Source organism: Kitasatospora sp. NPDC086801 (assembly GCF_044745805.1).
Lineage (GTDB): Bacteria > Actinomycetota > Actinomycetes > Streptomycetales > Streptomycetaceae > Kitasatospora.
In genome coordinates, this window is sequence record NZ_JBIVAX010000017.1 from 114,535 (window position 1) to 138,272 (window position 23,738).

General features: G+C 72.0%; 24 protein-coding genes. 5 read left to right on the forward strand and 19 right to left on the reverse strand.

Annotation, left to right across the window (positions count from 1 at the left end):
- Positions 1-5: 5 nt before the first annotated feature.
- Positions 6-365: an ArsR/SmtB family transcription factor gene (locus tag ACIPLC_RS19840; protein WP_400474294.1), complete on the reverse strand. Its 360-nt coding sequence runs from the start codon at positions 363-365 to the stop codon at positions 6-8.
- A 109-nt stretch (positions 366-474) separates the two neighbouring features.
- Between ACIPLC_RS19840 and ACIPLC_RS19845 the strand changes: the two genes are divergently transcribed.
- The gene (locus ACIPLC_RS19845) at positions 475-1,464 is read left to right on the forward strand and encodes a zinc-binding alcohol dehydrogenase family protein (RefSeq protein WP_400474295.1); all 990 of its coding nucleotides are present in this window, start codon (positions 475-477) and stop codon (positions 1,462-1,464) included.
- Positions 1,465-1,546: 82 nt separating this feature from the next.
- Here ACIPLC_RS19845 and ACIPLC_RS19850 read toward each other — a convergent pair whose 3' ends face one another.
- The 6 genes from ACIPLC_RS19850 to ACIPLC_RS19875 form a co-directional block, all read right to left on the reverse strand.
- Positions 1,547-2,389 (reverse strand): putative adhesin, encoded by an 843-nt coding sequence (locus ACIPLC_RS19850; RefSeq protein ID WP_400474296.1) that lies wholly within the window; start codon positions 2,387-2,389, stop codon positions 1,547-1,549.
- Positions 2,390-2,518: 129 nt separating this feature from the next.
- The gene (locus ACIPLC_RS19855) at positions 2,519-3,670 is read right to left on the reverse strand and encodes a PQQ-binding-like beta-propeller repeat protein (RefSeq protein ID WP_400474297.1); all 1,152 of its coding nucleotides are present in this window, start codon (positions 3,668-3,670) and stop codon (positions 2,519-2,521) included.
- 169 nt (positions 3,671-3,839) lie between these two features.
- Positions 3,840-4,997 (reverse strand): methyltransferase domain-containing protein, encoded by a 1,158-nt coding sequence (locus tag ACIPLC_RS19860; RefSeq protein ID WP_400474298.1) that lies wholly within the window; start codon positions 4,995-4,997, stop codon positions 3,840-3,842.
- 254 nt (positions 4,998-5,251) lie between these two features.
- A complete protein-coding gene (locus ACIPLC_RS19865) occupies positions 5,252-6,100 on the reverse strand; it encodes a helix-turn-helix domain-containing protein (RefSeq protein ID WP_400474299.1) in 849 nt (282 codons plus the stop codon).
- 178 nt (positions 6,101-6,278) lie between these two features.
- Positions 6,279-6,536, reverse strand: coding sequence for a hypothetical protein (locus tag ACIPLC_RS19870; protein ID WP_400474300.1), 258 nt, complete (start codon positions 6,534-6,536; stop codon positions 6,279-6,281).
- The gene (locus tag ACIPLC_RS19875; protein WP_400474301.1) at positions 6,533-6,895 is read right to left on the reverse strand and encodes an ATP-binding protein; all 363 of its coding nucleotides are present in this window, start codon (positions 6,893-6,895) and stop codon (positions 6,533-6,535) included. Before ACIPLC_RS19875 ends, ACIPLC_RS19870 begins: the two co-directional genes overlap by 4 nt.
- A 178-nt stretch (positions 6,896-7,073) precedes the next feature.
- Here ACIPLC_RS19875 and ACIPLC_RS19880 point away from each other — a divergent pair, with 178 nt between their 5' ends.
- The 3 genes from ACIPLC_RS19880 (at position 7,074) to ACIPLC_RS19890 (ending at position 8,787) form a co-directional block, all read left to right on the forward strand.
- On the forward strand, positions 7,074-7,925 hold the full coding sequence (locus tag ACIPLC_RS19880; protein ID WP_400331549.1) for a helix-turn-helix domain-containing protein: 852 nt from the start codon (positions 7,074-7,076) through the stop codon (positions 7,923-7,925).
- A 4-nt stretch (positions 7,926-7,929) separates the two neighbouring features.
- Positions 7,930-8,115 (forward strand): DUF397 domain-containing protein, encoded by a 186-nt coding sequence (locus ACIPLC_RS19885; RefSeq protein ID WP_400474302.1) that lies wholly within the window; start codon positions 7,930-7,932, stop codon positions 8,113-8,115.
- Positions 8,116-8,382: 267 nt separating this feature from the next.
- A complete protein-coding gene (locus ACIPLC_RS19890; protein ID WP_400474303.1) occupies positions 8,383-8,787 on the forward strand; it encodes a hypothetical protein in 405 nt (134 codons plus the stop codon).
- Positions 8,788-8,837: 50 nt separating this feature from the next.
- Here the strand turns inward: ACIPLC_RS19890 and ACIPLC_RS19895 are convergent, their stop codons facing one another.
- The 12 genes from ACIPLC_RS19895 to ACIPLC_RS19950 all read right to left on the reverse strand — a co-directional run bounded on the left by ACIPLC_RS19895 (position 8,838) and on the right by ACIPLC_RS19950 (position 21,118).
- Positions 8,838-9,437 (reverse strand): hypothetical protein, encoded by a 600-nt coding sequence (locus ACIPLC_RS19895; protein WP_400474304.1) that lies wholly within the window; start codon positions 9,435-9,437, stop codon positions 8,838-8,840.
- Positions 9,438-9,604: 167 nt separating this feature from the next.
- Positions 9,605-10,375, reverse strand: a complete 771-nt coding sequence (locus ACIPLC_RS19900; protein WP_400474305.1) for an ABC transporter permease — start codon at positions 10,373-10,375, stop codon at positions 9,605-9,607.
- A complete protein-coding gene (locus ACIPLC_RS19905) occupies positions 10,372-11,298 on the reverse strand; it encodes an ATP-binding cassette domain-containing protein (RefSeq protein ID WP_400474306.1) in 927 nt (308 codons plus the stop codon). Before ACIPLC_RS19905 ends, ACIPLC_RS19900 begins: the two co-directional genes overlap by 4 nt.
- Positions 11,298-12,134, reverse strand: coding sequence for a DUF4097 family beta strand repeat-containing protein (locus tag ACIPLC_RS19910; protein WP_400474307.1), 837 nt, complete (start codon positions 12,132-12,134; stop codon positions 11,298-11,300). The genes ACIPLC_RS19905 and ACIPLC_RS19910 overlap by 1 nt, the downstream gene beginning before the upstream one ends.
- Positions 12,135-12,237: 103 nt before the next feature.
- Positions 12,238-12,801: a toxin-antitoxin system HicB family antitoxin gene (locus ACIPLC_RS19915; RefSeq protein WP_400474308.1), complete on the reverse strand. Its 564-nt coding sequence runs from the start codon at positions 12,799-12,801 to the stop codon at positions 12,238-12,240.
- A gap of 160 nt (positions 12,802-12,961) precedes the next feature.
- Entirely contained in the window at positions 12,962-14,029 is a 1,068-nt protein-coding gene (locus ACIPLC_RS19920) for an adenosine deaminase (RefSeq protein WP_400474309.1), read from the reverse strand.
- A 64-nt stretch (positions 14,030-14,093) separates the two neighbouring features.
- A complete protein-coding gene (locus ACIPLC_RS19925) occupies positions 14,094-15,389 on the reverse strand; it encodes a DUF445 domain-containing protein (RefSeq protein WP_400474310.1) in 1,296 nt (431 codons plus the stop codon).
- A gap of 216 nt (positions 15,390-15,605) precedes the next feature.
- Positions 15,606-16,901 (reverse strand): nucleotide sugar dehydrogenase, encoded by a 1,296-nt coding sequence (locus ACIPLC_RS19930; RefSeq protein ID WP_400474340.1) that lies wholly within the window; start codon positions 16,899-16,901, stop codon positions 15,606-15,608.
- A gap of 107 nt (positions 16,902-17,008) precedes the next feature.
- The gene (locus tag ACIPLC_RS19935; RefSeq protein ID WP_400474311.1) at positions 17,009-18,241 is read right to left on the reverse strand and encodes a glycosyltransferase family 2 protein; all 1,233 of its coding nucleotides are present in this window, start codon (positions 18,239-18,241) and stop codon (positions 17,009-17,011) included.
- 202 nt (positions 18,242-18,443) lie between these two features.
- Positions 18,444-19,403: an ATP-binding cassette domain-containing protein gene (locus tag ACIPLC_RS19940; protein ID WP_400474312.1), complete on the reverse strand. Its 960-nt coding sequence runs from the start codon at positions 19,401-19,403 to the stop codon at positions 18,444-18,446.
- 25 nt (positions 19,404-19,428) lie between these two features.
- Positions 19,429-20,256: an ABC transporter permease gene (locus ACIPLC_RS19945; RefSeq protein WP_400474313.1), complete on the reverse strand. Its 828-nt coding sequence runs from the start codon at positions 20,254-20,256 to the stop codon at positions 19,429-19,431.
- Positions 20,249-21,118: an ABC transporter permease gene (locus ACIPLC_RS19950; protein ID WP_400474314.1), complete on the reverse strand. Its 870-nt coding sequence runs from the start codon at positions 21,116-21,118 to the stop codon at positions 20,249-20,251. Before ACIPLC_RS19950 ends, ACIPLC_RS19945 begins: the two co-directional genes overlap by 8 nt.
- Before the next feature lie 256 nt (positions 21,119-21,374).
- Between ACIPLC_RS19950 and ACIPLC_RS19955 the strand changes: the two genes are divergently transcribed.
- Positions 21,375-23,714 carry a transglycosylase domain-containing protein gene (locus ACIPLC_RS19955; protein ID WP_400474315.1) on the forward strand — a complete coding sequence of 780 codons (2,340 nt, stop codon included), beginning with the start codon at positions 21,375-21,377 and terminating at the stop codon, positions 23,712-23,714.
- Positions 23,715-23,738 lie beyond the last annotated feature (24 nt).

Genomic DNA, 23,738 nt, shown 5'->3' on the forward strand with positions numbered 1-23,738 from the left:
GGCTCCTAGAGCTGCGGCCCCGCCCCGCCCCCGGCGGCGGCCTGGACGTGGGCGGCGAGGATGGTGTCGAGCAGGCCGGGGAAGCGCTGTTCCAGGTCGACGGTGCGCAGCGCGGAGAACTTGCGGTTGGCCTCCTCGCGCTGGCGGATCAGGCCGGACTCGCGCAGCACCTTGAAATGGTGACTGAGGGTCGAGGGGGCGACGTCCACCGGGAAGGTGCCGCAGGCCCGTTCGGGTTCGGCGCGCAGGATGCGCACGATGGTCATCCGGGTGGGGTCGGAGAGCGCGTGCAGGACGTCGAGCAGGTCGATCTCCTCGGTCGCGGGGTGGGCGAGCGCCGGTCGGCGCCGGGTGCTGCGGGGCATGATCCAACCTCCCTGATCTGCGATGTTCGACAATCATCGAAGTTGCGTGGTACCACTGCCGCACGTCAATTTCGTTGTTCGTCGAACATCGTAGCCGAGGGGGACCGACATGCGCGCACTGGTGATGACCGCACCCGGTGGAGCTGAGCACACGGAGATCCGGGAGGTCGAGGCGCCGCGCCCCGGCCCCGGCCAGGTGGCGGTCGACGTCGCCTACGCCGGGCTGAACTTCGTCGATGTGATGGGCCGCCGGGGCGACGCCGGGTACGTCACCGCCTGGCCGTACCGGCCGGGCAAGGAGGTGGCCGGCACCGTACGGGCGATCGGCGAGGGCGTCACCGGACTGGCGGTGGGCGACCGGGTGGCCGCCGCGCCGGTCGGCGGCGGCCTGGCCGAGGTGGCGCTCGCCGAGGCCACGCTCACCGTTCCCGTCCCGGACGGGCTGGCGCTGCGCGAGGCCGCCGCCGCCCCACTGGGCCTGGCCACCGCGCTGCTGCTGCTCACGGACGCGGGCCGCCTCACCGCCGGGGACACCGTCCTGGTGCACTCGGCCGGCGGCGGGATCGGCCACGCCGTCGCCCAACTGGTCCCGCTGGTCGGGGGCGGCGGCCGGTTGATCGGCACGGTGGGCCGCCCGGAGAAGGCGGCGGCCGCCGTCGCCTCCGGCTACCACCACGCCTTCGCCAGGGACGAGGCGCTGTCCGAGGCCGTCCGGGCCGCGACCGGGGGCCGGGGCGTCGACCTCGTGCTGGACCCGCTGGGCACCGAGGCCCTGGCCCTCGACCTCGAACTCGCCGCACCCGGCGGCCGGATCGTCCTGTTCGGCAACGCGGGCGGCGACGCCGTCTCCGATCTACCGCCGCTCAGCCGCCTGATGACCGGGAACCTGTCCGTCACCGGCTTCAGCCACCGCGCCATGGCCGCCACCGCCCCGGAGCGGCTCGCCCGCGCCATCCGCACGGTCCTCGACCTGCTCGCCGCCGGCGACCTCACGCTGCCGGTCACCGAACTGCCCGACCTGGCCGACGTCCCCGCCGCCCACGACGCCATGGCGGAGGGGCGGGCCACCGGCAAGTACGTGGTGCGCGTGGCCGGTTGAGCCCGATCGGGACGGCTCCGCCTGCGCAGGAAGTCGACCGGGCCGACTTCCTGCGCGGAGCCGCAGACCAGGCCGGGGCAGGTCAGGGGTTGTAGAGGCCACCGGCTTCGCCGGGGTCACCGGCGTGGTTGTGGCCCGGCGGTCGGCCCTGGTTCCGCGTCCCGGGCCTGCCGGTCTCGACGAAGCGGCAGGCGGCGAAGTGCACGTCGCCCATGTTGGGCTGCAGGATGGCGCTCAGCAGCACGTCCCCGCTGAAGACGATCGAGTGTCCCGCGAGCCGGGCGTCGGTCAGCGTGGTGACGTTGATGTGGTCCACGTTCTGGGTCTCCGGGTCGAGTTCGACCTCGTAGCCGCCCGCCACCGGGGTGGCGATCGCCGGGTTCCCTTGGATTCTGAGGCCGCTGGGGTAGGAGATGGTGTAGTTCCGCAGGCTCCGCCCGCCCACCACGGTGCGCGAGGCGCCGCGCTGTTGCCCCTGTTCCACGCTGCCGCGCTGATTGGTGCCGTTCTCCACCTGCCCGCCCAGGTCGTCGGGGAGGACCATCCCGTGCTGCGTGTAGAAGTGCACCCGTGTCCCCGCAGGCACCCGGAAATCGCCGTTCGCGGGCCGCCAGGCGCCGTGACCGCTGAGGACGAGACCGCCCGCGCGGGCCGGCGCGGTGTTGTCGGCCTCCCAGTCGTCGGCCGGGTCCTGGTGCGTGATCATGGGCCGGTTCTGCTCGGACGCGCGCTGGATCGCGGCCCGCGGGTTTCCGGTCGCGCGGAGCATCTGCACGACGGCCGCGTTGCCGTGGGTGCCCTGGAGGGCGAGGAGCGACTGAGAGGCGGCCTGCGCCCGGTTCGGGCTCCTCGTCGCCGACTCCGGAGTACGGGTCGGCGTGCGGGCCTTGCCGGCGACACCCTTGGTCTTGTCGTGGGCGTGCATCGTCCCCCTCTCGACTCGAAAGCTCGCTCTCCTGGATATCGGTGAATTCGGCTCTGGCGCCAGGTCCGTACGGGCAGTCCCCACTGCCTGAAGACGCACCGCGCGGTGCCCCGGCGCCCGTGGGGGAGATCAGGCCGTGGGTATGCCCGCCGCGTAGACGCCGACCCGGCTGCCACGGTAGGCGACGCCACCGAAGGCGGTCAGCGAGAGGCCGGTGTACTCGGTGCCGAACTCGGCCGGATCGTCCCGCCATTGAAGCCCGCCGGTGGCGAGGTCGAGGGCGTGCAGTCGGCCGTCGTTCAGCGCGACGTAGACCCGGCCGTCGGCGACGGCCATGGTGCTCATGCCGGCGCCCAGGCCGGCCGGCACCGAGGAGGTCCACCGGCTCCGGCCCGTGGCCGCGTCCACGGCGACGACCCGGTCATTGCCGAGGAGGCAGAGCGTCCCGTCGGCGACGGAGGTGGGCCGGACACCGCAGTGGCCGAGATCGTCGCGCTGCCAGAGCACCCGGCCGGTCGCCGCCTCCAGGGCGGAGACGGACGAGGAGCCCGCGCCGGAGGCTGCCGTGTAGAGGACATCCTGGTGGACTGCGGGCTGTTCGGTGAGCTTGCCGACGGCTGGTTGCTCCCAGCGCCGCTCGCCGCTCTTCGCGTCGAGGGCGGAGATCCCACCCGTGAGGGCGGCGAGATACACGGTGTCGCCGACGACGGCTGGCACGCCGTAGACCTCCAGCGGGCTGCTCCACCGGGCGGCGCCGGTGGCCGCGTCGTAGGAGTGGACGCGGGAGTCGTAGTTCACGAACACGTCCCCGCTGATGGTGGGGCCGTCCATCGCCCCGGACAGGAAGGCCTCCGGCGCCGGGGCGGCCCACCGCACGGCTCCAGTCGCCGCGTCCAGGGCGTGGACGTGGGAGTCGGTGGTCACGCAGACCAGTCCGTCACCTGCGGCTATCGGCCAGCCGAACATGTCGTCGGCGGGTTTGTTCGAGGCGACCTTGCCGCTCCAGCGCGGGGTGCCGGTCCGCAGGTCGAGGGCGCTGACCGTGCCGTCGAAGTCCGCGACGTAGAGGTCGGACCGGGGGGTGGCCGGCAGGGCGACCCGGCTACCGGTGCCGGTCCTGCTCCAGACGCGGTGACTGGTGTCGGCGTCCCGCCTCGCCCACCAGCCGACCCCTCCTGCGGTCACGGCGGCGGCCCCCGCCACACCGGCCACGCTCAGCAGCAGTCGCCTACGGCTGATCGGGCGGCGGACGGGATCGGTCTGCGATTCGTTCGAGGTCACACAGATGGTGACCGCTTGCGCCTGCCGCCGGTTCCACCGCGCGGGCGCGATCTTCACAGCAGGCGCCGAGGAGGGCGGCCAGGAAGTTGAGGGTCAGGAGGCCTAGCACCGGCGGCGGTCCCGCTCACGATCGCAGGGTTCCGAGCCGTCGTTACCCGTCCGGACCCGGTCAGGAAGGAAGCGGTGGCGCGGGGTCGCTTCCGATCAGGTTGCCGGGCTCGTCGAGCCACACGTGCTGTTCGCCGGTCGGCGTCATCGTCATGCCGAAGCGGGTGAGGCCCGGTTTGCCGTCGGCGAGCCATCGTCGGCGGGCGCGGACGATCTCCTCCCACAGGCGGCGCGGCCCGGCCTGCTGGACGGCGTCGGCGGTGTCCCAGTCGTGGTGGCGGACGGACGCCCAGGAACCGGCGCCGTCGGAGAGCTGCATGCGATAGGTGCCGCCGGGGTCCGTGTCGTCCCAGGTGTGTTGATACCGAACGCCGGGCACCCGGAGGCCGACGGCGAACGCCGCGTCCACGTTCTCCAGCGCCAGCTCCGGGTCGATCGGCGACGAGCTCCGGTGGATCGGCTGACCGGTCGGCTCGGTCACCGGGTCGGGGCGCTGGCTGCGGACCCACATGAAGCTGACGTTGTCCACGAACCCGCCGTGGGAGGGCGCCCCCGGCTCGCCGACCACCAGGCGCAGGAGTCCGGCGTTGGCGTAGGGCGTGCCCCAGGGGGTGACGATCACGCCGCCGGGGCGGGTCTGTTCGAGCCAGGCGCGCGGCAGTCGGCGAACCGCCGCCGTGGAATGGATGCGATCGTAAGGCGCCCGGAGGGGCTGGCCTCCAAGGCCGTCGCCGGTCGAGCAGTTGGGATGGAAGCCTGCTGCGGTGAGTCGCCGGGCCGCTGCGGCAGCGACCGCTCGATCGACCTCGACGGTGGTCACGCGGGCGTCGCCGAGCCTGGCGGAGAGGAGTGCGCTCGTCCATCCGGTGCCGGTGCCGATGTCGAGCGCGGTGTTCCCGTCGGCAACGTCCAGGTGCCGGAGCATTCTCGCGACGAGGGACGGCATGGAGGCCGAGGAGGTAGCGATGCCCGGCCCGGTATCGAGGCCGTCATCAATCTGGGTGACCACCACCTCGTCGGCGTTCACCAGGGCCCACCAGGTGTCCGGGTGGTCGGCCCGGGTGATGCGGCCGTACCCGGTCGGGCTGTCGTCGTCCGGGGCCCAGACGGAGTCCGGGACGAAGGAAGAGCGCGGGGCACGCTCGAACGCGCCCCGCCACCCCTCGCCCAGCGCCCCCGCCGATTCCATCCGGGTCAGCAACTGCGCGTATTCGTCCATCAGTTGGCGCTCACTTCTTCAGCGGCTTCACGGGCTTGGTCCACTGGCCGTCGGACTCCTTCGGGGACTGCTTCTTGTCCCCGTCCTCGCCACCCTTGCCGTCTCCGTGCTCGCCCATTCCGGCTCCTCTCGATCGGTGCCGGCCATTCGGGTGCCGGCAAGGTCCTGTCCAGCACGGTAGAGGCCCAACCAAGCTGGCGTGAGCCGCATTTCTCCGCATTTCTCCTGTGCGCGGCGAGGCTTCCGCAGGTTTCTCAGGTGGCTGCCAGTGCCAGCGTCGAGCGCGCACGGGCGATCAGCCGGTGTGCCGTAGGGCCGTACACCGCAGCATCGTGCAGCTTTCCCCAGACCTTCCGGTACAGCGCGATGTCGGCGGGTTCGTCGAGCCGCAGCTCGGCGTTCCACGTCTCGACGATCGCGAGCCTGTCGTCGTAGATCCAGAAACCGTGCTTGGGAATGACTGTCACCGGAGCCCCGAGCGGAACGATTCCCACCTCAACCGTGCCGAGCCCCAGCAGGCCTCCCAGTCGGTCGAGTTGGGCAGCCAGGATGTCGGGCGGACAGATCTGCACGTACAGTGCGGCCTCGGACATGATGAAGCGGAAGCGCTTCCCTCGCTGGTAGAGGGACTCCTGACGCTTCAGCCGGGCACATACTCCTTCCTCGATGTCACGTGGCCCGTCATCCAGATCGGTTGCGTGAGTCAGGACGTGGCGGGCGTATTCCGCGATCTGGAAAATGTCCGGGATGATGGCAGGTTCGTAGCCGATGGTCACCGCCGTCCCCCGGCCGTGCCTGACTCCGGCTTCCTCGCGCACCCGGTGCCCGCCGGCCAGCACCCGCTTCCATCCCCGATAGCGGGACTCCAGGCCTTGCAGCCTGCCTTTCAACTCGACAGCGGCCTCCGGACGCCCCAACGCTTCGGCCCACGCCTGAAGATCCGCGGGAGTGGCCGTCTGCTTGCCGTTCTCCAGCTTCGAAATCTTCGACGCCGACCAGCCCAGTCGTCCGGCGAGGTCGCGACCGTTCACGCCCGCCTCGGTGCGCAACTCCCGTAGCCGCACACCGAGGGACAGCCGGGCCTGCTGAAAATCGGTACTCACCACCCGGAGGCTACCTGCCGACTGAACTCGCACATCGGAACCGCGAAGTGCCTTGCGGCATCGCAGGCTTGGCATGAGGAAAGCACTGCGCGGGTGTCCTCGCGGCCCTGGAGGTGACGGGCGCGGGTTTCGCAGAGGGCGCCGAGGAGGGAGGCCAGGAGGTTGAAGGTCAGGAGGCCTAGCATCGGCGGCGGTCCCGCTCGCGCTTGTACTCGCGGAGGAGGGCGAGGAGGTTGATGAGGGTGCTGGCCGGGATGTTGCCGAGGGAGACGAGGGCGCGGCCGTCGAGGTTGGTCTCGCCGGGCTGGGCGGAGGGCCAGAGGAGTCCGAACTCGCGACCCTCGGTGCGGAGTTCGATGATGAGTCCGGTGATCTGGCGGGCCGTGAGGTGGCGCAGCGCCGGATCGGCCGGGTGGATGGGGTGGTGGGCGCTCACGCGACACCGTCCAGCTCGAACCAGACGATTTTGCCCAGCTTCAGGGGGTCGACGCCCCAGCGGTGGGTGAGGCCGGCGACCAGCTGGAGGCCCCGGCCGGACTCGGCGAGCGGGCAGGGCGTTCGCTGCTCGGGGAGGGCGGAGGAGCGGTCCGCGACGGTGACGCGGAGAGTATTCGAGAGGAAGTGGATGAGGACGACGGGGGAGGTCGTCTCCCCGTGACGCCAGGCGTTGACGATCAGTTCGACGAGGGCGAGCTCGGCGTCCGCGATGGAGGAGGGCGGCCAGCCGACGCGGGTCATGCCGTCGCGGAGGGTCTCGCGAGCGAGGGTGAGGGAGGGGGAGTTGAGGTTACGCACAGGGATCTCCCGGAGAGGCGAAGGGAAATGCCGAGCGGGACACTGACGCCCGGTTCGGTGATCGGTGCATCACCGACTGTAGGGCACTGGTGGTACATGTCAGGGTACTTCTACCCCACTCTTCACTCGATCGATGGATTGCTGGACCCTTCGCGGGATCGCGATGGATGCTTGGGGCATGCCACCACGAACCACCCCGTCAGCCAGGCAGGAACGAGTAGGCACTGAGCTGCGGAAGATGCGCGACTGCGCGGGCCGCACAACTGCCGAAGCCGCCGCGTTGTTCGGATTCGCCCGGCCGAAGATCACTCAGATCGAGAAGGGGCAGTACCCGATCAGCGCCGAGCGGGTACGCATGCTCGCTTGCGACTATGAGGAGAGCGATCGCGCCTTCGTGGAAGCGCTCGCGGCCATGGCCGAGGAACGCCATAAGGGTTGGTGGGAGGACTACCGAGGGTCCGTGCCGCCTGGCTTCCTCAACATCGCCGAGATGGAGTACTTCTCCAGGGGACTGCTCACGTACCAGATCTCGCACGTCCCCGGCGCTATGCAGACGGAGGAATACGGGAGAGCCATCTTCAAGGATGTCCACCCGACGCTCTCACCCCGTCACGTGGAAGCCCGCGTTGAGCATCGAGTTCAGCGTTCGGCGTTCCTGATGAGAGACGGAGCAGCGCCGTACTCCGCGTTGGTCCACGAGGCCGCTCTGCGCATGCTGTTCGGCGGCCGTGACGCCGCAAAGCGACAGATGGACCAGCTACTTGAGTACTCGGAACTTCCCCACGTGACGCTTCGGGTGATCACCTTCAGCACCAATGGCTTCATGGGTGCAGGTCAAGGAATCATCCACGCGAGCGGGCCAGTGCCCCGCCTGGACACAGTTCAGCTCGACACTGCCAACGGCCCGATGTTCCTTCACGAGCAGAAGTTGATGGAGAACTATCGCCACATCATCGACAGGATGACAGAGCGATCGCTCACCGAAAGCCAGTCTCGTGACGCCATCAGGCTTATCAAGAAGGAGATCTAGAGCCATGGAAATACTCGACTGGCAGCGCCCAGAGGCTTGCGGTGAGGGCGCGAGCTGCCCGGAGGTGGCCGTCACCTCCGACGCCGTCTATGTCCGCAGCAACCTCCGGCCCGACGCCATCGCCCAACTCGATGTCACCGAATGGCGCGACCTTCTCTCCGCCATCCGCGCTGGGGAGTTCGAGGTCTGATCCACCGCAGCGGGCGGGCCGTTCGTCGAACGGCCCGCCCTCCGCACACCCGGTCCTGGCCGTCCCCCCTTGAGACCCTTCCGCCCCCGCTGACCAGCCGTCCGATAATCACAAGACGGCCTGATCCCGCCCCTCCCCAACCACCCCCGAACCGACGCCGGTTTGCCGCCGAGGAAGGCCGGGGTAGTGCCGAGGAGTTCGCACTCCCACGGACTCCAAGTCCGGTGCGGGTACTGATCTTTAGACATTGCGAAGGGATCGACATCCATGAACAGGACCCTCCGGAACGCCCTCGTGGCGGTCGCGACCGCCGGCGCCCTCGGCGCCGCTGCCGCCGCCCCCGCCATGGCCGCAGGCACCGAGCAGGCCCAGCCGACCGCCAGGGTGCAGGCGCAGCTCAGCAACCCGAAGACGGTCAAGGCCGACGACTTCAACAAGGCCCGCGACATCCTGATCAAGGCGGGCAGCAAGACGGCCGAGAAGACCCACCCGGCCCACGGCGTCAAGGACGTCCCCGTCTCCCACGGCACGAGCCTGCTCGCCGAGGCCCGTGACGAGTTCCGGGCGACGGACAAGAACCTGCCCGAGAAGGACAAGAAGTCCGGCATGTCGCTCGCCCACTACAAGGCCGTCCACGACGCGGCCAAGAAGATGGGCATCGACACCTGGTGACACCCCACGCCCCGGTAGGCCCTCGCGCGGCGACCCCGCCGCGCGAGGGCCTACCGGGGCCCTGCCCGCTGCCTGGTCGGCCGACCGTCCGAGTCCACGGTGAACACTGCGGCCTCCGTCACCCCGGTCACCGTGATCCGGTCCGGCCCGGACCACTCGACCGTGCTGAACTCGCCGCTCCGGCTGTCCCATTCGCCCAGGTCCCAGTGACGGGCGGACCAGCCGCTGCCGGTCAGCAGCTCCAGGCGGTAGACCGGGTCGATCGAGAAGGCGACGTTCGTCACGGTCAACACGCGGTCCGGATGGTCCGGGTGGACCTTCCGACCGACCGGCTGTCCGTCACCAGCGCCGGTCAGGGACGACATGGACGACATGAACACAATCGGAAACCCGAGGAAGGCGAGCGCCACCAGGACGGCCACGCCGCCGACCTGCGACCACCAGGAGCGGAACTCGAACCCGACCACCGTCGAGACCACGGTCAACACGACCGCGGTGCCGAGCAGCGGCACCGGATGGTTGAACCAGCGCTCGACCTCCACCAGCCCACCCGAGCGCGAGGCCTGATAGCCCGGCAGGTAGGCCAGGAGCGCCGCCAGGGCCACACCTCTGAGCCACCACGCGATCCGCCTGTGCCGTGCCGCCGCCATGTTCGTCTCCCCCCGGCGATCCTTTGCCGGGACTTTACTACCGGGTGCCCGACGGTCGGGACGGCGGTCCCAGGCCCGGGGCGGCTACCGGTGCCGGCCGTGGCACCGAGACGGCCCGGGCGGACATCGCTGCCCGCCCGGGCCTCCCGCTACCGGCCGTACCCCCGTCACCGCCGGTAGAAGACGCTCCTCGACCAGAAGTAGCCGATCAGCGTCAGCCCGGTGCACCACGCCAGCGCGCTCCAGGCGCTGTTGCCGATCGGGGTGCCCATCAGCAGCCCCCGCAGGGTCTCGATGATCGGCGTGAACGGCTGGTACTCGGCGAACCACCGCAGGGCGGTCGGCATCGAGTCGGGCGGGACGATGGCGCTGCCGATGAAGGGCAGGAACTGGAGCGGCATCGGCATGTTGCTGGCGCTCTCCACCGTCTTGGCGACCAGCCCGATGCCCGCCGATATCCAGGTCAGCGCGATGGTGACGAACAGCAGCAGTCCGACGGCCGCCAGCCACTCCACCGGCCCGGCATCGGGCCGGAAGCCCATCGCGAGGGCCGCGCCGATCACCAGGACCAGACCGAGCATGGTCTGTATCACGCTGCCGACCACGTGCCCGGCCAAGAAGGCCGAGCGCGAGATCGCCATCGTGCGGAAGCGGTTGACGATGCCTTCCGTCATGTCGACGCAGACCCCGATCGCCGTGACCAGCGACCCCGAGGCGGCCGCCATCAGCAGGATGCCGGGCGTCACGTAGTCGATGTAGCTGCCGCCGCCGATGCCCGCGCCGAGCGCGCCGCCGTAGGCGTAGTTGAACAGCAGCAGCATCATCACCGGCATGACCACGACCGCGAAGGTCAGGGACGGGTACCGCAGCGCGTGCTTGAGGTTCCGTCGCAACATGGTCAGCGAGTCACTGACCGCGTAGCTCACCGAGGCGCTCATCGGACGCCCTCCCCGGTCAGGGTGAGGAACACGTCGTCCAGATCGGCCGTCTCCACGACCAGCGACTCGGCCCGAATCGAGGCGTTGTCGAGCGCGTCCAGCACCGCCTGCACGGTGACGACGGAGTTGTCCCCCGGGATGTCCAGCCGCAGCGCCTCGGTGTCGACCGCCGCGTAGTCGAACAGCCCGGCGGCGGCGCCCAGCTGGGCGGCGTCCGCGAACTGGAGCCGGATCCGCCCGCCGGGGACGATCCGCTTCAGCTCGTCCGCCGTGCCCTCGGCGACGATCCGCCCGCCGTCCAGGACGGCGATCCGGTCGGCGAGTTCGTCGGCCTCCTCCAGGTACTGGGTGGTGAGGAAGATCGTCACCCCGTGGTCGGCGACCAGCCTCCGGATGATCTCCCACATCGTCCGCCGACTGCGCGGGTCCAGCCCGGTGGTCGGCTCGTCGAGGAAGATCACCCGTGGATCGCCGACCAGCGTCATCGCCAGGTCGAGCTTGCGCCGCATGCCGCCGGAGAAGGTGACGACCGGCTTGCGCGCCGCCTCCGTGAGGTCGAACCGCCGCAGCAGGTCCTCAGTCCGCCTCCGCCCCTCCCGACGGGGGAGGTGGTTGAGGTCCGCCATCAGCAGCAGGTTCTCCTCGGCGGTGAGCAGGTTGTCCACCGCCGAGAACTGGCCGGTGACGCCGATCGCCGCCCGCACCCCGGCGGCCTGCTCGGCCACATCGTGCCCGGCCACCCGGGCCACCCCGCCGTCGGCCGGGATCAGGGTGGAGAGGATCTGCACGGTGGTGGTCTTGCCGGCGCCGTTCGGCCCGAGCAGGGCGAACACGCTGCCCGCCGGGATGTCCAGGTCGATGCCGTTCAGTACGGCCTTGTCGCCGTAGGACTTGGTCAGTCCGACCGCAGAGATCGCCGCCATCACGCCCTCCGGATCACGACGTCGCCGAGCTGGGTGCGGCCGCGGACCTCGACGGTCTCCCGGGCCTCGCCCGGGCCCTCCGTCGCCCCGAGGGCGTTGCGCACGGTGCCGACCTTGCTGTGCACGTCGAGCCAGGCCGCCGTGCCCTCCGCGATGCCGACCTCCAAGTCCCCCAGGGCCGTCTCCATCGTGACCTGGCCGCGCACCACCCGGCCGATCCGGATCGGGCCGTGCGCCGTCTTGGCGTCCACCCCCGCGTGGGCGGTGCCGACCTCGATCCGGCCGAAGGAGGAGTTGGCCTTGAGCGCGCCGCGGACCTCGCGGACCTCCGTGTCGCCGTTGCTGTTCTTGACCGTCAGCGTGCCCCCGACCGTGCCGACCGCGACCCGGCCGAGCCCGGAGACCTCCGCGTCCCCGGCGACCGAGTCCACCCGGACCTCCCCGTGGTCGGTCTTGAGCCGCACGCTCGCGGCCTGCTCGACCTGGATCCGGCCGAGCGAGGTCTTCAGCCGGCAGTCCCCGAGGGGCCCCTCGGTGGCGAAGTTCGCCAGCGGGGCCTTGGCCTCGACCTCGGAACCGGCCGGCAGCTCGACCAGGATGTCGATCGAGCCGATCCGGCCGAACGGGCTGCGCTTCTTCGGCCCCTTGAGCGTGAGCTGCCCGCCGGCGAAGGCGACCTGGGTCTGCTGGACGGCCCTGACGTCCGCCTCCTCGGCGGCGTTGGCGGGCCGGACCTCGATCACGGTGTCGGTGCGCTTGCTCGCGCTGATCCGCACCGAGCCGATCTCGAACTCGAAGATGGCGGAGATCGGTCCGTCGGTCTCGTACGTAGGCATGACTGTCCCGTCCTCTTGACTCTGATGGGTGTTCCCGCTGGTCGGAGCGGGGGTGACGTCGTTGCGGATGGAGCGGATGGAACGGATGGAGCGGGCGGAAGCGTTAGTGGACCCAGCCGGTGTAGCCCTGGCCGCCGCGACGCGCGCGGATCGTCGGCTGGGGGGCCTGCGGGGCGGCCGGGCGGGCGGCCGGCTCGCCGCCCTCCAGCGCGCTGGCGACGGCCCGGGCCAGCCAGGCGTTGAGGGAGAGGCCCTCCTGCCCGGCGGCCTCCTCCGCCCGGGCCTTGAGGTGGGCGGGCAGGCGCAGGTTGATCCGGGCGGTGCCCGTCTCGTCCGACTCCGGCACCACGGGTGGCGCCACTGGCACCACCGGCGCCACCGGTGGCACCACGGGTGCCATGTCGCCGTGGAAGGTGTCGGCGGCGGGCGGTACGGTGACCACGAACTCGGGGTCGAGCCCGCGCAGCCGCACGTCCACCGAGCCGGGGGCGAGGTCGCGGGTGACTTCGCCCATCGCGGCCGAGAGCGCGTTGAGCAGGGTGAGCCGCACGGCCGAGTCCAGCGGCAGCGTCAGCCGCTCGGCCAGCGCGCGGGCTTCGTCCCCGCCCGTGCCCGCGGCCACCGCGAGCTCGTTCCGAAGGTTTTCGACGTACGGCGTGAGGTCCATGGCTTCAGCATGGCACAGCGGTGGTGCCATGTCGAGCCATTAATGGCGCCACTTTGGCACCACGCCCCGAGTGGGAACGGAAAACCGCCCCGCCGGCAGCTGCCGGCGGGGCGGTTCACGGGTGCTTCACGGAGCGGTCCACCAGGGCGGACGCCGGGATTCAGGCCTTCCAGCCCGCCAGGTACGCGTCGATCTCGCCCGCCAGCCGCGCCTTGCCCGCCACGTCCAGGAAGGACGCCTCGACCGCGTTGCGCGCCAGCGCCGCCACCCCGGACTCGTCCAGGTCCAGCAGCCGCGCCGCGACGGCGTACTCGGTGTTGAGGTCGGTGCCGAACATCGGCGGGTCGTCGCTGTTGACCGTGACCAGCAGCCCGGCGTCCACCATCCGCTTGATCGGGTGCTCCTCGATCCGCTCCACCGCCCGGGTGGCGATGTTGGAGGTCGGGCAGACCTCCAGCGGGATCCGGTGCTCGCCCAGGTGGTCCAGCAGCGCCGGGTCCTTCACCGACTGCGTGCCGTGCCCGATGCGCTCGGCGCCGAGCACCCGGATCGCGTCCCAGACCGTCTCCGGCCCGGTGGTCTCGCCCGCGTGCGGGACGCTGCGCAGGCCGGCCGCCCGCGCCCGGTCGAAGTACGGCTTGAACTGCGGGCGCGGCACGCCGACCTCCGGGCCGCCGAGGCCGAAGCTGACCAGGCCCTCGGGGGCCAGGTCGACGGCGAGCCGGGCGGTCTCCTCGGCGGCCTCCAGACCGGCCTCGCCGGGGATGTCGAAGCACCAGCGCAGCACGACCCCGAGCTCCTTCTCGGCGCGCAGCCGGGCGTCCTCGATCGCCTCCATGAAGGCGACGTCCGGGATGCCCCGCTTGACCGAGGAGTACGGGGTGATGGTCAGCTCGGCGTACCGGATGTTCTGGCGCGCCATGTCCTCGGCCACCCCGTAGGTGAGCGCGCGGACGTCCTCGGCGTCGCGGATCAGGTCCACGACGCTCAGGTAGACCTCGATGAAGTGCGCGAAGTCGGTGAAGGTGAAGTACTCGGCGAGCGCCGCCGGGTCGGTCGGCACCTTCGACCGGCCGCGGTGGCGGGCGGCCAGTTCGGCGACGACGCGCGGCGAGGCCGAGCCCACGTGGTGGACGTGCAGCTCCGCCTTGGGCATCCCGGCGATGAACGCCTCGATGCCCCCCTGGCTGCTGGGGTTCCCGATCCGACTTCCGCCCGGCTGGACCACGGTGGTTCCCTACTTCCTCTACGCGCGTACCGACAGGTGCTGGCAAGGATAGGCCGCCCCTGGATCAGCCTCCGAGGGCGGTCGCGACGGCGTGGATGAGCAGCCCGGCCATGGCGCCGACCACGGTGCCGTTGATCCGGATGAACTGCAGGTCGCGGCCCACGTTGGCCTCGATCTTGCGGGAGGCGTCGTCGGCGTCCCAGCCCGCCACCGTCTCGGAGATCAGCGAGGTGATCTCGGCGCGGTAGGTGTCCACCAGGTACTGCGCGGCGTCCTGCAGCCAGCCGTCCACCTTGGCCTGGAGCTTGGCGTCGGTGGCCAGGCGCGCGCCGAAGCCGCTCACGCCGTCGCGGATGCGCCGGCGCAGTTCGCTGTCCTCGTCCTCGGCCGCGTTGACCACCAGGGTGCGGACGGCCGCCCAGGTGGAGGCGATCAGGTCCTGCACCTCGGGCCGGGCCAGCAGCTCCACCTTGGCCCGCTCCACCCGGGCGATGGTCTCCGGGTCGGTCTGCAGTTCGGTCGCGAAGTCGGCGAGGAAGTTGTCGATGGCGCCGCGGGCCGGGTGGTCGGGATCGTCCCGGATGTCGGTGACGAACCGCATCAGCTCCTTGTAGACCCGCTCGCCGACCTGGTGGTCGATGAACTTGGGCGTCCAGCCCGGGGTCTTCTGGCTGACCCGCTGGACCACCTCCTCGTGGTTGGCGGTCAGCCAGCCGTGCGCCCGGACGGCCACCAGGTCGACCACGCCGCGGTGCCCGCCGTCCGCGACCACCTTGCCCAGCATCCGGCCCATCGGCTCGGCCACCGAGGTGGCCGCCGCCCGCCTGGTCACGGCCTCGGCGACGACCGCCTGCACGTCGTCGTCCCGGAGCACCGCGAGCACCCCGCGCAGCGCCGCCGAGGCCTCCTTGGTGACCCGCTCGGCGCTGCCCGGCGCGGCCAGCCACTCCCCCAGCCGCCGGGCGATGCCCAGCGACGCGAGGCGGCCGCGCACCACCTGGCCGGAGAGGAAGTTCTCGCCGACGAAGTCGCCGAGCGAGCGCCCGAAGGCGTCCTTCTTGGTCGGGATGATCGCGGTGTGCGGGATCGGCAGGCCGAACGGACGGCGGAACAGCGCGGTCACCGCGAACCAGTCGGCCAGCGCGCCGACCATGCCCGCCTCGGCGGCCGCCGCCACGTACCCGGCCCAGGCCCCGGCGCCGGCCGCCTTGGCCCAGGTGGCGAGGACGAAGACCAGGGTCGCGAAGGCCAGCAGGCCGGTCGCGATGGTCTTCATCCGGCGGACGCCACGTCTCTTCTGCTCGTCGGCGGCGGTGAACCGGACCCCGGGGCCCGTTCCGCTGAAGGCTTCGTCACTCACCCCGCCAGTCTGCCCGCTGCCCGGTGCGAACGAGGGCGCGCCCCGTGATCACGCGCCCGGTTGCGCGCCCGGGCACGCCTCGCGCGCGACCAGGCGCACACCCCGTACCCGCCCACTCACGCCGCGTGCGGGACACCGCGCCCGCCGACCCGGCACGCCGCGCGCCCCGTCCCACGCGCCGCTCGGGCCCGCCCTCAGGCTCTGTCCCGCAGCCCCTCACGCCCCGCCCAGCACGATCCGCCGCACCCCCTCGACCGCCCACGGCGCCGGATCCGTGCACCGCCGCCCGTCCAGCAGCACCCGCACCCCCGGCAGGTCCTCCGGCGCCAGCCCCCGGTACTCCGGGTGGTCCGCCTGAAGCACCGCCGCCACCACCGGCTCCCCGTCGTACGGGGGCAGCCCGAGCGCCGCCAGCTCCCCGCCCCGGTACAGCGGATCGCTGACGTACGGCCGCGCCCCCGCCGCCCGCACCGCCTCGACCAGCGGGAACACCCCCGAGTACGCGGTCTCCTTGACCCCGCCCCGGTACGCCGCGCCGAGCACCAGCACGCCCTGCCCGGCGATCCCGCCCGCCAGCGCGCCGTCCAGCACCCCGACCGCGTAGCCGGGCATCTCCAGGTTGGCCTCCCGGGCGGCCCGCACGACCGTCGCGCCCGGGTCGTTCCACAGGTACAGCCTCGGGTACACCGGGATGCAGTGCCCGCCGACCGCGATGCCGGGCCGGTGCAGGTGGCTGTACGGCTGCGAGTTGCACGCGTCGGCGATCTCCGCGAAGTCCACCCCGACCCGGTCGGCGTACCGGGCGAACTGGTTGGCCAGCGCGATGTTGACGTCCCGGTAGGTGGTCTCGGCGAGCTTGGCGAACTCCGCCGCCTCCACCGAGGCCAGCTCCCAGACGCCGTTGGGCCGGGGCAGGTCGGGGCGCGGGTCGAAGTCCAGCGCGGCCCGGTAGAACTCGGCGCCGCGCCGGGTCGAGGCGGCGTCCACGCCGCCGACCAGCTTGGGGTAGCGCCGCAGGTCGGCGAAGACCCGCCCGGTGCGGACCCGTTCCGGGCTGAACACCAGCGCGAAGTCCGCCCCGGCGGCGAGCCCGGAGCCGGCCGCCAGCCGGGGCGCCCAGCGGCCCCGGGTGACGCCGACCGGCAGGGTGGTCTCGTAGCTGACCAGGGTGCCCCGGCGCAGCCCGGCGGCGACGGCATCGGTGGCCGCGTCGAGCAGGCCGAAGTCCGGGGTGCCGTCGGCGGCGGTGACCAGCGGGACGACCAGCACCACGGCCTCGGCGGCGGCGACGGCGGCCGTGGTGTCGGTGGTGGCCCGCAGCCTGCCCTCGGCGACCACCCGCTTCAGTGCCTCGTCCAGACCGGCCTCCCGGGGGAACGGCGGCAGGCCCCGGTTGACGCTGTGGACGACCCCGGGGGCGATGTCCGCCCCGGTCACCCGGTGCCCCTTCGACGCGAACTGCACGGCCAGCGGCAGTCCCAGCTTGCCCAGCCCGACCACGCAGACGTCCATCGCCCAGCTCATCCCCGCACCCCGTCCGTCCCCGTCCGTCCCCGTCCGTCCCCGTCCTCCGACGTCCCCAGCCCATCCCCGCACCCCGTCCTCCGACGTCCTCCGCGTCATCCCCGCCCCCCGTTCACCGTGTTGGCGAGCCGGCGCCACGCCGGGTAGCGCCGCAGCCCGCGCCGCAGCTGGACCGGCACGGCGCCGCGCCACAGCTGCTGGGCCAGGTTGAGCGGCGGAACCTCCACCGGCAGCCGCACCGGCTCCTCGCCCAGCAGGAACACCTCGTCCGGCAGGCCCAACCGGGCGTCCCGGAAGGCCGGGTAGCCCGCGTAGTGCCGACGCCCGTCGACGACCACCGGCGGATCGCCGTGCGCGGCCTCGTACCGGATCAGGTCGCGCAGCGCCTCCGGCCGGACGGCGGCGGCGAGTTCGAGCCGCAACCGCTCGGCGACGGGCAGCCGCGGGTAGACCGCGCGGGCACCGAAGCGCTCGACCAGCCGGCCGACCTCGGCGCAGACCTGCTCCTGGACGGCGCCGTCGAGCAGCAGGAAGTCGTCCTGGAGCAGCCGCGGCACGTCCCAGGCGAAGCTGCGGGCCCGGATCGCGTCCAACTCCCCGCCCGGCGCGGCCAGATCGGCGGCGACCTGCTGCAACGCCGCGATCCCGCGCAACCGGTCCAGCGCCCCGGCCCGCTGGGTGACGTTGCCCAAGTCCTCGCGCAGCACCAGGAAGTAGCAGTCGTAGTCGGCGAGGACGGAGACCCGGCCCGCCCGCAGGCAGGCCTCCAGGGTGAACGGCTGGTCCGAGAAGACCTTCAACCCCTCGTCGCGGCGCAGCCCGTGGCGCCGGACGAGGTCCATCCGGAACAGCTTGGTGTCGGACAGCGCCCAGGCCAGCGCCGAGTCGGTGAAGCCGACGGACTCGGCGTTGGCGTGGAAGATCCCCTGCGGCACCAGCCGCCCGTTCACCCCGACCTGCTTGGGCACCAGCACGTCCGAACCCCAGGCGTCGGCCGCCGTGACCAGCCGCTCCAGCGCCTCCGCGCCGAGCCAGTCGTCCGCGCCGAGGAACAGCACGTAGCGGCCGCGGGCCAGCGCCAGGCCCCGGTTGGTGGGGGCCGCCGGGCCGCCCGAGTTGGGCTGGTGCACCACCCGGAACAGCCCGGGGTGGCGGGCGGCGTAGTCGTCCAGGACGGCCTCGCCGCCGTCCGTGGAGCCGTCGTCGACGACCACCACCTCCAGCCGCCCGGGCGCCAGGGTCTGCCCGACCAGCGAGTCCAGGCAGGCGGTGAGGTAGGGCATGGTGTTGTAGACCGCGACCACCACGGTCACATCGGGTCCGGTCATCGAGAAGCGTTGCCCTCCGGTGTGCTGTTCGCCGAGCGATGCAACGTCAACTCGGCCACCCGCCGGGGAGTCACGTGCCCTCCCCGGACGGGTGACGGCGCCCGCACGGGCGTTCAGGTGCTCAGCCCGTTCAGCCCGTTCAGCCCGTTCAACCGGTTCAGCCCGTCCGGCCTGTTGAGGGCGCCCAGCCGGTTCAGGGAGCTCAGCCGATCGCCACCTCCGCGTACATCCGCGCGATCACGTCCTCGATCGCCGGCTCGCGCACCGACAGGTCCACCAGCGGATAGCGCTCGGCCACCGCCGCCACGATCGGCGCGGCGCTCTGCTGCGCCGGGAAGGCCAGCCACTGCCGGGGCCCCTCGACCTTCACCACCCGGGCGCCGGCCACCTCGATCGCGGGCCGGGCCTCGGCCAGGTCGACCACCAGGGTGCGCTCGCTGCGCCCGGTGGCGTGCAGGCCGTCCAGCCCGCCGTCGTAGACGACCCGGCCGTGGTCGATCACCATCACCCGGCCGCAGAGCTGCTCGATGTCGGTCAGGTCGTGCGTGGTGAGCAGCACGGTGGTGCCCCGGTCCCGGTTCACCTCGCGCAGGAACTCGCGCACCCTGCCCTTGCTGACCACGTCCAGGCCGATGGTCGGCTCGTCCAGGTAGAGCACCTGCGGGTCGTGCAGCAGCGCCGCCGTGAGGTCGCCGCGCATCCGCTGGCCGAGCGAGAGCTGGCGGACAGGGGTGTCCAGCAGCCCTTCCAGGTCGAGCAGTTCGACGCAGCGGCCGAGGTTCTCGCGATATCGGCGGTCGGGGATGCGGTAGATCCGGCGGGCGAGTTCGAAGGAGTCGCGCAGCGGGAGGTCCCACCAGAGCGTGGTGCGCTGGCCGAAGACGACGCCGATCCGGCGGGCCAGCGCGACGCGTTCGCGGGCCGGGTCCACCCCGGCGACGCGCAGCCGCCCGCCGCTGGGCACGAGGATGCCGGTGAGCATCTTGATGGTGGTCGACTTTCCGGCGCCGTTGGGGCCGATGTAGCCGACGCACTCGCCGGCCTCGACGGTGAAGCTCAGCCCGTCCACCGCGCGCACCTCGCGCTTGACCCGGCTGAACCGGCCGGTGCGGGCCCGCACGGTGAAGGTGCGGCGGACGTCCTCGAGTTCGATCAGTGCCATGGGGGTTCCTCGCGTAGGTGGGGGTTCAGCTGCCGGTGCCGCGGTAGGCGCGCAGCCCGGCCCGCCAGGCGAGCCCGGCGGCGGCGACGCAGAGCGCGGCGGCGAGCGGGGAGGCGTACTGGAAGGCGGTGGGCAGGCCGAGCGGGTCGGGCCGGCCGAGGATGTGCAGGGCGGGCAGCCAGTTGACGAAGGCCAGCGGGACGCCGAAGACCACGCCGGCCACCAGTTCCTTGGCGAAGATGGTCGGCGGGAAGTGCAGCAGGGTCGCGCCGCCGTAGGTGAAGGAGTTCTGGATCTCCTTCGACTCCCCCCACCAGAACTGCACGGTGGCGCCGCCGACGTAGATCGCGCCGAAGATGACGCTGCCGCAGACGAGCAGGACGGGCACCAGCAGCACCCGGTCCCAGGTCCAGTGCACGTCCAGGGTGGCCAGCGACCAGACGAGCACCGCCACGGCCTGGAGCGGGCGGCCGACCCGGCGCAACGAGAAGCGTTCGGCGCACAGTTGGGCGAGCGCGGGCGCGGGCCGGATCAGCATGGTGTCCAGCGACCCGTTGACGATCCGCACACCGAGGCCCTCGACCGAGCCGACCAGCATGTTGGCCACGCCGAGGGCGAAGGTCGCGGTGGCGTAGAGGAAGGCGATCTCCGGCAGGCGCCAGCCGCCCAGCTGGTCGGTGTGCCGGAACATCAGCACCAGCACCACGAAGTCCAGCGAGTGCGTGACCAGGCTGGCCGCCAGGTTCAGCACGAAGGAGGCCCGGTAGGCCATCATCGAGCGCATCCACATCCGGGCGCACAGCCACCAGGAACGGACCGCCCACGCGGTGCGGGCGACGATCGGCTCAGCCACCCTGCACCACCACCCTGCGGGTCGCCAGCCACTGGGCACCCCGGCCCGCGGCGAGCAGGGCGACGGCCCAGGCGAGCTGGAAGCCGAGCGCGCCGAGCAGACCGGCGCCGGTGGCGCGCTCCAGGAAGACGTCGGTGGGCACCTTGATCAGCGCCGCCCAGGGCAGCACCGGGGCGAGGTCGCCGAGCAGGCCGGGGAAGAGCGCGATCGGCAGCAGCATCCCGGAGAAGAACATCGAGACCACCAGCGTCACCGAGCGCAGCCCGTCCGAGTCGTGCAGCCAGAAGCCGGTGATCGAGACCAGGAAGCGCAGCCCGAAGCTGACCACCTCCGCGAGCAGCACCGAGAGCAGGAAGAACGCCCAGGTCACCGGCTGCTCGGGCATCCGGATGCGGAACACCAGCGCGCCGACCAGCAGCGGCAGGGTGCCGCGGATCAGCAGTTGGAAGGCGGCCCGGCCGAGGTCGGTGGCCAGCCACCAGCCCTGGAAGTCGACCGGGCGGTAGAGGTCGACGGCGATGTCCCCGCTGCGGAAGCGGTCCTGGAGGTCGTCCTGGAAGCCGCCGCCCCACACCGCGACGGTGACCAGCAGGGACTGGCTGACCCAGATGTAGGTGACGGCCTGGCTCTGGTCGTAGCCGCCGAGGCTGGGGCGGGCCTGCCAGAGGGCGAGGAAGGAGGAGGCCAGGATGATGCCGAAGACGGTGTTGGTGAAGGTGCCGGCCAGGGTGGCGGCCCGGTAGGTGGAGTAGCGGCGGAAGGCGCCGCGGGCGACGGCCGCGTAGAGCCCGAGGGCGGGGAGGGGTCCGGTGGGATCGGGAGGGCGTGCGACCTGCTCCTCCACGGGTGCGAGGTTCAGCATATTGTCTCCTTGTCGACAAATACGGGCAGCTGAATGCCCGCCGACGTCCGCGCACACTCCAGTGGCTCCGACCGGCCGAACCCGGGGGTACCGGGCCGAACGGGCGGAGCTGACGGAACTGGGTGCGCTATGCGGTTTGCACCTTTCACCGTACCGCCGACGATCAGCCGCCGCACCCGGTTTCCCCGAGCACGCCAACCCCCGACCGCCCCCCGATCACTCCCTGATCGCCCGTCAAATAGCACATAATCGCGGCATGACCTTGAGCACCCGACGCCAGGCCAAACGAGCCGCCCGCCGCGCGGCCCGCCGAGCCCTCCCCCGCTGGCGCCGGCTCCTGCCCACCTGGCGCGTCACGCTCGGCACCCTCACCGCCGTGCTCCTGCTCACCGTCGGCGCCTTCGCCGTGCTCTACGTCATCGTCCCGGTGCCCGACCCCAACGCCCACGCCGTCGCCCAGAACAACATCTACCTCTACGCCGACGACACCACCGAGATCGCCCGCACCGGCGCCGTCAACCGCACCGACGTCACCATCGACCAGATCCCCCCGCAGACCCAGCACGCCGTCGTCTCCGCCGAGGACCGCACCTTCTACCGCAACCGCGGCATCGACCTCAAGGGCATGCTCCGGGCCGGCTGGAACACCCTCACCGGCAAGGGCACGCAGGGCGGCTCCACCATCACCCAGCAGTACGTCAAGAACTACTACCTGACGCAGGACAAGACCATCGAACGCAAGGGCCGTGAACTCTTCATCGCCCTCAAGGTCGACCAGCAGCGCGACAAGCCGGACATCCTCGCCGGCTACCTCAACAGCAGCTACTTCGGCCGCGGCGCCTACGGCATCCAGAGCGCCGCCCACGCCTACTACGGCGTCGACGTCTCCGCCCTCACCCTCGCCCAGGGCGCCTACCTCGCCTCCCTCCTCCAGGCCCCCAGCAGCTACGACGTCAAGACCGCCACCCCCGCCAACCGCGAGAAGGCCATCGCCCGCTGGCACTACACCCTCGACGGCATGGTCCAACTCGGCTTCCTCACCGACGCCGAACGCACCGCCACCACCTTCCCCGACCCGATCGACCCCCAGCCCGCCACCGGCCTCGCCGGCCAGGCCGGCTACCTCGTCGGCGTCGCCGACGACTACCTCGTCTCCGCCGGCATCATCGACGCCGCCACCCTCAAGGCCGGCGGCTGGCGCATCACCACCACCTTCGACAAGCCCAAACAGGACGCCTTCCACCAGGCCGTCCAGGACGAACTCACCGACGAACTCGACCCCCGGACCCGCCCCGCCACCGACACCGACGTCCGGGTCGCCGGCGCCTCCGTCGAAACCGCCACCGGCCGCGTCGTCGCCGTCTACGGCGGTCCCGACTACGCCAAGCAGCCCTACAACGACGCACTGCGCCAGGACAACCAGATCGGCTCCACCTTCAAACCCGTCGACCTCGCCGCCGGCCTCATCGCCCAGCACACCCTCGACGGCCGACCGATCACCCCCGACACCCGCTACGACGGCACCAGCGAACGCCCCGTCACCGGCGGCCCCACCCCCTACGCGCCGCCCAACGAGGACGACGTCGACTACGGCAACATCACCCTGCGCTACGCCATGGTGAAGTCCGTCAACTCCGTGTACGCGCAGGAGGGCGTCGACGCCGGCCTCACCCGCGTCCGCGACACCGCCGTCAAGCTCGGCATCCCCGACACCGTCCGCGGCATGGACCCGGCCAACACCTCGATGACCCTCGGCACCGCCACCCCCAGCGCCCTCGACCTGGCCGGCGCCTACGCCACCCTCGCCAACCACGGCCAGGCGAACGCCCCGTGGTCCGTCCTCAAACTGGAACGCGTCCACACCGGCGGCACCGTCGACGTCCCCAAGATGCCCGACCACACCCCCGTCGACGCCATCGACCGGTCCTACGCCGACACCGTCACCGACGTCCTGCGCGACGTCGTCAGCCCCCGCGGCACCGGCGCCGCCGCCCTCGACCTCGGCCGCCCCGCCGCCGGCAAGACCGGCACCACCGACTCCAACCTCTCCGCCTGGTTCGCCGGCTACACCCCCGAACTCGCCACCACCGTCGGCCTGTTCCGCGAAAACCCGAAGACCCACGCCAAGGAGCCGCTGGCCGGCACCGCCGGACTCACCCGGATCAACGGCGGCACCTTCCCCACCCGGATCTGGACCGCCTACATGACCGCCGCCCTCGACGGCACCGACACCCGGCCGTTCGACCTCCAGACCGGCCGCGACACCCCCGCCCCCAGCTTCAGCCCCACCAGCAGCGCCACCACCACCCCCAGCCCCACCGCCACCACCCCCACCACCGGCAGCGAGGAACCCCCCGGCAGCACCCCCGTGCCCGACACCCCCACCCACACCCCCAGCGCCCCCGCCCCCACCGGCGAACCCGCCCCCGGCCCCACCACCCCCAGCCCGCAGGCGCCCCGGCCCACCACCACCCAGGAGCAGTCCAGCCCCAGCCCCCGCCCCACCCAGACCCGGCCCACCCACCCGACCACACCGCCCAGCGCCACCACCGCCGCCACCAACCCGGTGACGAGCGCGACACCGCCGGCGCAGTGAGCCGGCCCGGCGAGTCGTCCCGCC